Source organism: Streptomyces sp. ISL-43 (genome assembly GCF_018614195.1).
GTDB lineage: Bacteria > Actinomycetota > Actinomycetes > Streptomycetales > Streptomycetaceae > Streptomyces.
Genome location: NZ_JAGGOT010000009.1, coordinates 71,665 through 82,401, shown reverse-complemented (window position 1 = coordinate 82,401; position 10,737 = coordinate 71,665). Strand labels below are relative to the sequence as shown.

Here is a 10,737-nt window from a genome sequence, read left to right as displayed (position 1 = left end):
CCCATGACTCAGTTCACAGCCGTCGATCCCGTTCTTGCTGCCGTTCTCATGACCGTCGGAGCCGCCATCGCCCTGGTCCGCGCCTGGATCGGCCACCGCACCGCCGTGAGGACGGAGGAGGAGCACACACGGCGCACCCGGATCGCCGTAGAGGGTTCGACACCGGCCCGCAGGGCGGCCGTGGTGCGCGCGTCCGCGGAGCTGGAAGCGGCCTCACGGACCAGGTCGCAGGCAGCGCCCCGGGCCTCGCGCCGGGTACGCGGCCTGTGACCGCGCCACCGCACGGCGACCCTGCTCCCGCCCGACTTCGACTACGTCGCGCGGCCCGTCCCGACACCTGGATCGGCTTCGGCGGTCGTGATCTGTTCGAGGACCTCTGTGTAGAGGAGCCGCTTGTCGGGACGGGCGTGGACGGCGGCGTGTCTGAGAGCGGGTATCGCCGGCGTGCCCATGGAGATGAGCCCCTCGGCCGCGGTCTTGCGGACGACGGGATGGGAGTGCTCCAGCATTCCGGTCACGGCGGGGATCGCGGGTGCCCAGTTCGCGTGGCAGAGGGTCCGGATCGCCGTGCGCACCAGGTCCGGCTGGGGGTCGTCCAGTAGGATCGACGTGTGGTGCAGGTAGGTCTGCCGGTCCAGCACGGCCCGCGAGGTCCGCTGGGCGTGCAGGCGGACCCTGGGCTTGGGATGGTGCAGCAACTCGCCGATCAGGTCCCGCAGGCCGGGGTCCTGGTCCGGGTCAGGGCCGCTGTGTCCCTCGGCCAGTCGCGTGAGCGCTTGGCGTATCCGCACCGGGTCGCCGGTGCGGGCCAGGTCCAACAGGTCCTGCCGGGACGGGGGTCGCGACGCTCCTGCCGACGCGGCCGGAGCCCGGTCACGGAGCGCTGCCAGCGCGGCGGCGTCCTGCCGTACGGCGTCCGGGCGGCGCAGCGGACCCTCGACGAGGAGCAGTCCGTCCGCGAGGTCGTCGCGGCCTTCGGCGCGCAGCCGCCGGCAAGTCCGCGTCAGCGCGGGGGTGCGCAGCAGGGAACGCCCGCCGAGCAGGTCGAGGAACCCCCAGGCGCCGGCGTCGAGGCGGTCGCCGAGGTGTTCCGCCAGTACGTCGGCGGGGACCCGGCGCAGCGCCTGCCCGGCCGCGGAGCTGCTGGACGGCGGGTCGTGCTCCCACCATTCCAGCAGCAGCGGGACCAGCGGTTCCAGGTCCCACGGGTCGAGCCGGCCCGCCGCGAGAGCGACCCTGTCGTGCAGGATGTCGTCCGCGCGCAGTTCCCTCTCGCCGAGGGCGCTCAGCATGCGGGCCGGCTCGACACCGACGGGTACGTCGACGCGGCCTCGCAGGAACGCTCGGAGCACGGGAAGCGCGGCCTCGGGCTCGGGCCACTGCGACAGCGCCAGGGCCGCGGTGTGCCGGCGGTCCGGAGCGGATGCCCCCAGCATGGCCAGCAGGCGCTCCCGCAGTGCGGTCGAACGGGGCTGGTCGAGGTCGTCGACGTGCACGGTCCGCGGTCGCGGCACCGGCGCGTGGGTGGTCTCGGCGATGGTCCAGGGTGGTGCGTCGAGGGGCTGGATGACCGTCATCCAGTCGATGAGGGCGGCGCGGACCTCGGGTCCGGCGGAGGCGTGGACATCGATCAGTGCGCTCAGGCGGTCCCGGGAGCCCGGGATGCCGTCGTGCTGCCGGCAGGACCGGCGGAATTCCTCCAAGGCGCCCGGAGTGCGCACTGCGTCGTCCAGCGCGGCTCGCCACGCCTCGGCCTCCGCCTCGGCTTTGGACGTGGCCGGCGCGCCGGCTGCAGGAGACCGCGGAGCGGCGAACGCGTCCCGCAGCACGGCGGTCTCGGCCTGCCAGGGGTCGGCGCCCAGCCGGGCCGAAGCGAGTGCCTGCTCGAGGTCGGCGCGCACCAGCACCGCGCCGAGGCCGCGGAGCAGCGCCAGAGTAGACCGGCTTCCTCCGGGTGCGCGGGGCAGCGCGCGTACCGCGTCGGCGACTGCCGGCTTCAGGGCCGCCGGCAGAGTCGGCGCGACCGCTTCGAGTACCGCGATGAGGTCGTGCCGGTCTTCGCCCGAGGCCTCGGCGAGCCCGTCGAGCAGGACCTCGGCGAACCGGGCGAATGCCGTCAGTTCCGCGGTCGTCCACGGTGCGGGACAGAGCCGCAGCGCGAGCCGCAGTACGCGGCCTCGGACAGCGGCTTCGGAACCGGCCAGGCAAAGCCAGTCCGCCAGCATGGGCCGCAGCACCCGTAGCAGGGCGGGGCGCGGCAACTCGTGCCTTTCGGCGATGCGCAGCGCGACGGACGGATTCCAGCCCTCCGCCGTCAGCGACGTGACATCCGCTGCGGTGTCCACCGCCGGCCGCGGCGCGGCGGGCGGGGTGATCCCGTGCTTGGCCATGACCGTCGACAGGTCCTCGATCGTGCCGGAAGCGAGGCCGACCCGCCCGGTCGCCACCAGGGTGAGCAGGGTCGGTGCGACCGGTGACGCCTGGTCGTCCAGTGCGAGGACCGAGCGCGACGGCAGTGTGCGGTCGAGGCCTTCCAGCAGCAGTTCGCGGGCGCGGCCGGCTTCGCTGTGCTCGGCGGCGGCGAGGACGGTCGCCGGGTAGGCGTCGCCGAGGATGGCGCGCAGCGCCTCGACGAGCGTGCCGCGCAGGCCCGGATTGTCGTGACGCCCGAGCCAGGAGAGCAGTGCCGGTACCGCCGTGGGCGTGCCCGCGCGGACCAGTACCGCGGCGGCGGTCTTCTTGATGTTCATGTTCGGATGGCCGAGGCACGCGGCGATCGCGGTGGAGGCCCAGCGGGCCCGCGCGTGGCCGAGGGCGAGCAGCGCCTGCCGGACGGTCTGGACGTCCTGGGCGGCGGTCAGCGAGATCAGGGTCGCCGACAACGCCTGCGCGTCGTCCCCCGTGGCGTCGCGGGCGAGCAACGCGATCACGTGCTTGCGCACGTGCCGGTCGCGGTGGCGAAGCAGTCGGTGCGCTCGCGCACGGGTGCGTGCGTAGGGGGCTCGGAGCAGGAGTTCGAGCAGGATCACCTGCTCGCCGCTCGACAGTCCGGGCCGGTCCAGCAGATCCAGCGCCATGGTCGCCACGAGTGCGTGTCCGGCCTCTGGTGCGGTCTGCGCGTCGAGCAGGCAGGACGGCCTGATCCGTCCCCGCTCGTGGAGGCGACGGCCCAGGCCGTGTACGGCATCCAGGACCTCCCGGGGTACCACGGGCTCCCCGGCCGGCTGTCCGCCTTCGAGTCGCGGGGCGGCCCCGCCCGGCTCCCGGGACGCCGCCAGCTCGGCCACGATGCGCAGGAGCAGGTCAGCGATAATCGGCAGCGTGCCGGCGCCGCCGTGGGCGGCCAGTCTGCACAGTGCCGCCACCGGCTCGTCCGGGTCCAGGTGGGAACTCAGGAGCGCCAGTTCCCGCTCGTCCGGGCCGCCGAGATCCGCCGAGATGCGGGCCGGCAGATCGGCCGGGTCGAGACGGGCGAGGAGGTTACGCCGCTGTGACGGATCGTGGGTCAGATGCCACAGCACCGAGAGGGCGCTGCCCCGTACCGCGCGGAGATGCGGCGCGATCACGCCCGCGCTCCCGTTCGGAGCGAGACCGAGCCCTTCCCTCAGCGCTGTCATCGTCCGGTGCCCGCCGATGGCCTCCAGGGCGTCCAGGGCCGCTGCGGGCGCCGACGGCAGGAGAGCGATCACGGCGTCCTCGGCATCCGCATGGCGCAGCGCACGGATCGCGGCGAGGAACGGCCCCGGCGCGGGAGCCGAGGGAAGGACGCGTGTGATCGCGTGCCCGATCGCAAGCTCCTCCGCCCCCTGTCCGGCCAGGGCGACCAGCAGCGTGAGCCGCCGCGGCCAGCTCGGATCGTCGGCGGGCGCGTCCACCAGGACACGGAACGTCGCCTGTCGGCAGGTGAAGAGGATCGTCGCGACCTCGTGGGGCGCGATCGAGTGATCGGCCAGAGCCAGGCCGATGATGGACGGGACGTGCGCATCGCGCGGGAAGTGCCCGCGCCGGTGGAGCCCGCGCAGGCATGTCACCGCCGGCCCGCCGAACAGCAGCGGGTCCGCTACAGCGATGGCCGTCAATGCGCCGATGTCATCGCGGTCCGCCAGGTCACCGAGCAGTTCCATGGCCCGCCGACGAAGACCCGGCGGCAGATCCGGACTGTCGATGACCTGCCGCAGCAGGCCGCGGTGCCCGTGATGGGCCGCGGCCGCGAGTGCGGCATCTGCCACCTCGGGCCGACTGTTCACCGGATCGGCGGCGAGAAAGGGAGACAGGCGTACCGGCTGCAGCGGATCCAACGCCGCCCACGGCTCGGCGAGTTCACCCAGTGCGGCCGCGACGACGTCGGCGCTGCCGGCACCGAGCAGGCTGATCACGTGCTCGCGAACCAGTGCGGGAGCCAGCAGACCGGCGTGCAGCCCCTCCCTGGCCAGCCGCAGCGCCGCGGCCTGCAACACCGGGTCACCGCTGTTGACCAGCTCGTTCACGAGTCGCTCAGGCCTGTGCGCGCGGATGACGGTCGTTTCCCGCACCGCCTGGTACAGCAGTTCGCCCGGAGGCTCCTTCCGGATCACCGTCGGCTCGTTCAGAAGCTCGGCGCACAGCCATGCGATCTCCACCCGTGCCGGCAGCTCGGCCGTACGCCACGACGGCAGGCGGCGCCCCCGTAGATACGGCCCCAGTCGTTCGTAGAGCCGCGCCAGGGCGAGCACCGCCTCCGGCGGTCCCTCCACTGACGCCGGCAGCAGCCCCGCGAACTCGGCCATCTCCCGCTCGTCGCCCATCCGATCCGGCGTGACGCGCTCGGCCAGGAGGACCAGCCCCAGATGCCGCAGGCGGGGATCGTCGTGCCGGATGAGCCGTGCGAAGACGGCCGGCGGGCAGAACTGCGCGTCGAGATGGCCGGCCAGCCAGCCGACGTCGGCTCGACGCACCGCGTCGTGGAAGGACTTGTCTGCCGGCGTCGTCATCGTCGGATGCTAACGGGGCCCTTCCCGGCCCCGCCAGCGAGATTCACCCGACGCGTCTCGCACGCCGTCGCCGCGCCGGCCCCGCGGCCCGAGCTCCGCCCGGCCGGGACCGGATCACCGATGGGGCCCGACGGGCCGGAACGGCGTGGGTGGGGTCAGGTGGGGTGGCGTTCCGGCCCGGGCGGGGGGGGTCAGGCGGTGGCTGTGGGAGTGGTCTCCGTGCGGACTTCGCGGGCCGCCGCCACCAGGTGTTCCAGGGAGGCGCGGGTCTCGGGCCAGCCCCGGGTCTTCAGGCCGCAGTCCGGGTTGACCCACAGGCGGTCGGCGGGGATGGCCTGCAGGCCCTTGCGCAGGAGGGCGGCCGCCTCGGCGGTGGAGGGGACGCGGGGTGAGTGGATGTCCCAGACGCCGGGGCCGACTTCGCGGGGGTAGCCGGCGGAGGCGAGTTCGTCGGCGACTCGCATGTGGGAGCGGGCCGCCTCGAGGCTGATGACGTCGGCGTCGAGGTCGTCGATGGCCTGCAGGATGTCGCCGAACTCCGCGTAGCACATGTGGGTGTGGATCTGGGTGTCCGGACGGACGCCGCTGGTGGTGAGGCGGAAGGACTCGGTGGCCCACGCCAGGTAGTCGGCGTGGCCGTCGGCGCGCAGCGGCAGCGTTTCGCGCAGTGCGGGCTCGTCGACCTGGATCACCGAAGTGCCCGCCGACTCCAGTTCGTCGACCTCGTCGCGCAGGGCCAGCGCGACCTGCCGGGCGGTCTCGCCGAGGGGCTGGTCGTCGCGTACGAAGGACCAGGCGAGCATGGTGACCGGCCCGGTGAGCATGCCCTTGACCGGCTTGGCCGTCTGCCCTTGGGCGTACGCCGTCCAGCGCACGGTCATCGGATCGGGGCGGGAGACGTCGCCGGCCAGGAGCGGCGGGCGCACGTAGCGGGTGCCGTAGGACTGGACCCAGCCGTGCTGGGTGGCGAGGTAGCCGGTGAGCTGCTCGGCGAAGTACTGGACCATGTCGTTGCGTTCGGGCTCGCCGTGCACGAGGACGTCGACGCCGGTCTTCTCCTGGAAGGAGACGACCTCTCGGATCTCCGCCTTGATGCGCTCCTCGTACTCGGCGGCGTCGATGCGTCCGGCGCGCAAGTCGGCGCGGGCCGTGCGCAGTTCGTCCGTCTGTGGGAAGGAGCCGATGGTGGTGGTGGGCAGCGGCGGCAGGGACAGGTGGGCGCGCTGGGCGGCGGCGCGCTCGGCATAGGGCTGGGGGCGGCGCCCGTCGGCGTCGGTGACGGCCGCGGTGCGGGCGCGGACGGCGGGGTCGTGGGTGATCGCGGAGGTGGCGCGGGAGGCCAGATCGGCGCGGTTGGCGGCGAGTTCGGCGGTGATCGCGCCGGTGCCCCGGGCGAGTCCGCGTGCCAGGGTGGTGATCTCGGCGGTCTTCTGGCGGGCGAAGGCGAGCCAGCGCCGGACCTGCGGGTCGATGTCGCGTTCCGCGTCGGCGTCCAGGGGGACGTGGAGCAGGGAGCAGGAGGCGGCGACGTCGACGCGGTCGGCGAGGCCGAGGAGGGTACCGAGGGTGGTCAGCGACTTCTGGTAGTCGTTGATCCAGATGTTGCGGCCGTTGACCACGCCCGCGACCAGGCGCTTGCCGGGGAGGCCGCCTACGGCCGCGAGGTCGGCGAGGTTCGCCGCGGCGGCCCCGGTGAAGTCGAGGGCCAGGCCCTCGACGGGGGACTTGGCGAGTACGGGAAGGGCGTCGCCGAGCCGCTCGAAGTAGGAGGCGACGAGGAGCTTGGGCCGCTCGGTGAGGGGGCTGAGGGCGCCGAGTTCGCGGTAGGTGCGGGCGGCGGCGTTCAGTTCGGCGGGGGTGCGGTCCTGGACGAGGGCGGGCTCGTCCAGCTGGACCCACTCGGCGCCCGCGGCGCGCAGTGCGGCGAGGACCTCGGCGTAGACGGGCAGCAGCCGGTCGAGCAGGGTGAGCGGTTCGAAGTCGGCCGCGACCCCGGGGGCCGGCTTGGCCAGCAGCAGGTAGGTGACCGGCCCGACCAGCACGGGGCGTGCGGTGTGGCCGAGGGCGACGGCTTCCGTGAGTTCGGCGACCTGCTTGGCGGGATTCGCCGTGAACCGGGTGTCGGGGCCCAGTTCGGGGACGAGGTAGTGGTAGTTGGTGTCGAACCACTTGGTCATTTCCAGCGGGGCGACGTCCTGTGTGCCGCGGGCCATCGCGAAGTACCCGTCCAGGGCGTCGAGTTCGACGGCGGTGCGGTGGCGGGCCGGGATCGCGCCGACCATGACGGTGGTGTCCAGGACGTGGTCGTAGTACGAGAAGTCGCCGGTCGGGACCTCGCCGATGCCGGCGTCGGCCAGCTGCAGCCAGTTGGCGCCGCGCAGTTCGCGGGCGGTCTCCCGGAGGGCGTCGGCGCTGACGCGGCCCTTCCAGTAGCCCTCGACGGCCTTCTTCAGTTCCCGGTTCCGGCCCTGGCGGGGGTAGCCGTACACGGTGGCCCGTGCCGCAGCGGATGTCGCGGTCCCGCCGGTCGTACTCGTCGTCGTGCCGGTCGTCGTGCCGGTCGCACTCGTCGTCGTGCCGGTCGTACTCGTCGTCGTGTCGGGCGTGTCGGTCGTCACGGAACTCTCCTTCGCGAGCGTGTCTCCATGGACCCGGCGACGGGCGAGAGCGCGAAGGGTGACGCACCGGGCGGTCCGCCGGCAGCGCGTACACATGGGTACGCGCGGGACGTCCGCCTGATATGTGTCGCCGACCCGCCCACGAGGTCACCGGGATTTCCGCGCGCGATCGGTCGCGCACGGGCAACGGGCAGGTCTTCGGACTCGCGGGCACCTCTGCCGGGGGCAGACACCTACCGGCCGTCGCTTCCCAGACCCGTCCGGGCCCAGTGCGTATGACGGCTTTCGTTCCCACTCACCGCTGCGGGGCAGTCCCGGATTCCCACCGGGTTCCCTCTTGCGACGCGCCCCGTCTGGCGGACGGGGGCGAACCAGCTGCATCCGCCAGCCTAGGGCGCTCGGCTGAGTACGAGTAAACCGATCCACATCGCGGACGGTGAAATGAGACACGGTGGTCGCCGCAGGCCCGCCATGACTCGCCGTCCCGTCCGAACGCCGAATGGTCGGGGCGCCGGGGCCGGGTCACCGTGGACACATGACCACACCCGCCCCGCCCAGCTCCGCGATCCGCCTCGAAACCGGCTCCACGGGCTCGCGCGTGCGGCATCTCGGCCCCAACTGGTACGCGAGCGTGATGGGTACCGCCATCGTCGCCAACGCCGGCGCGGCCCTCCCCTGGCACGTCCCGGGCCTGCGTACGGCGTGCACGGCGGTCTGGGCGCTGTCCGCGGTGGTGCTGGCGGTCCTGCTCCTCACCCGGACGGCCCATTGGGCCCGCCACGGCGACCAGGCGCGCGCCCATCTGCTCGACCCGGCGGTGGCCCCGTTCTACGGCTGCCTCTCCATGGCGCTCCTGGCGGTGGGAGGGGGCACGATGCTGGTCGGGAAGGACTGGATCGGCGTGGGCGCGGCCGTCGCCGTGGACACGGTGCTGTTCACCGCCGGAACGGCGGTAGGGCTGCTCGTGGCCGCCGCCATCCCCTATCTGATGGCGGCGCGCCACGAGCTGAAGCCGGGCAGCGCCTCGCCCGTGTGGATCCTGCCGGTGGTCGCGCCGATGGTCGCCGCCGCACTGGGACCGCTGCTGATCCCGCACCTGCCGGCCGGCCAGTGGCAGCAGGCACTCCTGCTCGGCTGCTACGCGATGTTCGGCCTGAGCCTGCTGGCGACGTTGTTCCTGCTCCCCATCGTCTTCGCGCGGCTGCTGGCCGGCCCGCGGCTGCCGCTCGCCCTGACGCCGACGCTGTTCCTGGTCCTCGGCCCGCTGGGGCAGTCCACGACGGCGGCGAACAACTTCGCCGATGCCGCGCCGCAGGTGTTCCCGGCCCCCTACGCCGAAGGGTTCAGGATGCTCGCGGTGCTCTACGGGGTGCCGACGATGGGGTTCGCGCTGCTCTGGTTCGCCCTGGCGTGCGCGGTGGTCCTGCGCGCCCGGCGCCAGGGCATGGGCTTCTCCATGACGTGGTGGGCCCTCACCTTCCCCGTCGGCACCTGCGTGACCGGCGCGGAGGGGCTGGCGCGGCACACCGGTCTGACGGCCTGCGCCTGGCTCGCCGGCGGGCTGTACGTGTTCCTCGTACTGGCCTGGCTGGTGGCCGGGTTCCACACGCTGCGCGGGCTGTTCGCCGGAACCCTCGCTCCGGCGTCGTAGCCGGTCCGGTGCGCGATCCGGTGCGGCGCGACCCGGTGCTGCGCGACCCGGTGCGGCGCGACCCGGTCCGGTGCGGCGCGACCCGTACGTGCCGCTTCCCCGGCCGGGCCGGTGGCCGGACGGGGAAGCGGCGGATGCGGAGGCTACGGGCTACCGGGCTGCCGGGGCTGCCGGGGCTGCCGGGAATCAGAAGAGGTCGGCGAAGAACTGGTAGCCGGTGGGGTCCCCGGGCATCTGCCAGTGGTGTCCCTGCTTCATCGGAGGATTACGACTTCATCCTCCGGCGGGGAGTTCCGGCCCGGTAGCGGTAACGGATCGATGGATCCATAGAGCGGATCTATGACCGGGGAGGTCATGCCCGGCCCTCGCGGGTCGGGGCCCCCTCGGCGGCGAGGTGCCTGCGGGCGAGTGCGTACAGGTCCCTGGCCGGGCCGGTCGGGCGCCTGCCGGTGGGCCAGACGGCGCGCAGCGAGCGGCCGAGGTCGAGGCCGGTCACCGCCGGGGACCGCAGGGTGCCGGCGGCCAGTTCGTCGGCGACGGCGAGCGAGCTGAGGACGGCGGGTCCGCCGCCGCCCGCCACGGCGGTCTTGATGGCGGTGGTGGAGGCGAGCTCCAGGAGGGCGGAGGGCTGCCAGTCGGGAAGGTGGGCCGTGATCGCGCGCTCGAAGGCGGTACGGGTACCCGATCCCGCTTCCCGCTGGATCAACGAGGCTCCGGCGAGTTCCTCGAGGGTGATGGCGGTGCGCCGCGCCCAGGGGTGCGCCGGTGCCACGACGACGAGCAGGCGGTCCCTGGCCACGGGGCGGCTCTCCAGCCCCTTCGGCGCGCGGGGGCTCTCGATGAAGCCGATCTCGGCGCGGCCCTCCAGGACCGCCCGGGCGACGTCGGCGGAGTTCCCCGATTCGAGTGCGACGCTGGTGGCGGGATGCTGCGCGCGGAGCCCGATGAGCCACTTGGGGACCAGGTACTCGGCGACCGTCTGGCTGGCCGCGACCTTCAGGTGCGAGCTGCGCCGTTCGCGCAGGGCTCCGATGCCGGCGTCCAGCTCGTGCGCCGCGTCGATGACGGTACGGGCCCACTCCGCGATCAGCGCACCGGCCGGCGTGGGCTTCGAGCCGAGCGCGGAGCGCTCCAGTACGGGCAGGCCGACGAGCTTCTCCAGATAGCGGATGCGGGAGCTGGCCGAGGGCTGGCTGATGCCGTGCGCCTCGGCCGCCCGCCCCAGACTGCCCAGCTCGATGACGCTGAGCAGCAGGTCGAGGGCGGGCAGGTCGGGGACGCGCGGCGAGATGGGCATAGAGCCATTCTATGGATGCATCGATCAACGCGGCGGCCTCCCCGCCCCTGCGGTTCCCGGGCCCGCGCACGACCGCCACGGTGGTGTGGCGCCCCTCGCGAACGTCACCACCGCCGTTCGTCGCGCACCGTGACGGACGGGCGTTCGCCCTGTCCGTGACCGCCGTCACCGCCACGGTCGGATGAGCCTCCCGCGTGCGGC

6 protein-coding genes and 1 riboswitch are annotated in these 10,737 nt (G+C 73.5%); of the genes, 3 read left to right on the top strand and 3 right to left on the bottom strand.

Annotated features, from left to right (window positions below):
* The first annotated feature begins 3 nt into the window (after window positions 1-3).
* Entirely contained in the window at window positions 4-270 is a 267-nt protein-coding gene (locus J7F03_RS05540; RefSeq protein ID WP_214947518.1) for a hypothetical protein, read from the top strand.
* Between the two features lie 41 nt (window positions 271-311).
* Here J7F03_RS05540 and J7F03_RS41920 read toward each other — a convergent pair whose 3' ends face one another.
* On the bottom strand, window positions 312-4,970 hold the full coding sequence (locus J7F03_RS41920) for a HEAT repeat domain-containing protein (protein ID WP_214947517.1): 4,659 nt from the start codon (window positions 4,968-4,970) through the stop codon (window positions 312-314).
* A 191-nt stretch (window positions 4,971-5,161) separates the two neighbouring features.
* The gene (metE, locus tag J7F03_RS05530) at window positions 5,162-7,459 is read right to left on the bottom strand and encodes a 5-methyltetrahydropteroyltriglutamate--homocysteine S-methyltransferase (RefSeq protein WP_214947568.1); all 2,298 of its coding nucleotides are present in this window, start codon (window positions 7,457-7,459) and stop codon (window positions 5,162-5,164) included.
* Window positions 7,460-7,780: 321 nt separating this feature from the next.
* A riboswitch (cobalamin riboswitch) is annotated at window positions 7,781-7,927 on the bottom strand.
* A 196-nt stretch (window positions 7,928-8,123) separates the two neighbouring features.
* Between metE and J7F03_RS05525 the strand changes: the two genes are divergently transcribed.
* Entirely contained in the window at window positions 8,124-9,239 is a 1,116-nt protein-coding gene (locus J7F03_RS05525) for a TDT family transporter (RefSeq protein ID WP_214947516.1), read from the top strand.
* A gap of 352 nt (window positions 9,240-9,591) precedes the next feature.
* Here the strand turns inward: J7F03_RS05525 and J7F03_RS05520 are convergent, their stop codons facing one another.
* Complete coding sequence (locus J7F03_RS05520; protein ID WP_214947515.1) at window positions 9,592-10,536, bottom strand: LysR family transcriptional regulator; 945 nt, start codon at window positions 10,534-10,536, stop codon at window positions 9,592-9,594.
* Window positions 10,537-10,547: 11 nt separating this feature from the next.
* Between J7F03_RS05520 and J7F03_RS05515 the strand changes: the two genes are divergently transcribed.
* A complete protein-coding gene (locus J7F03_RS05515) occupies window positions 10,548-10,721 on the top strand; it encodes a hypothetical protein (RefSeq protein WP_214947514.1) in 174 nt (57 codons plus the stop codon).
* Window positions 10,722-10,737: the final 16 nt, after the last annotated feature.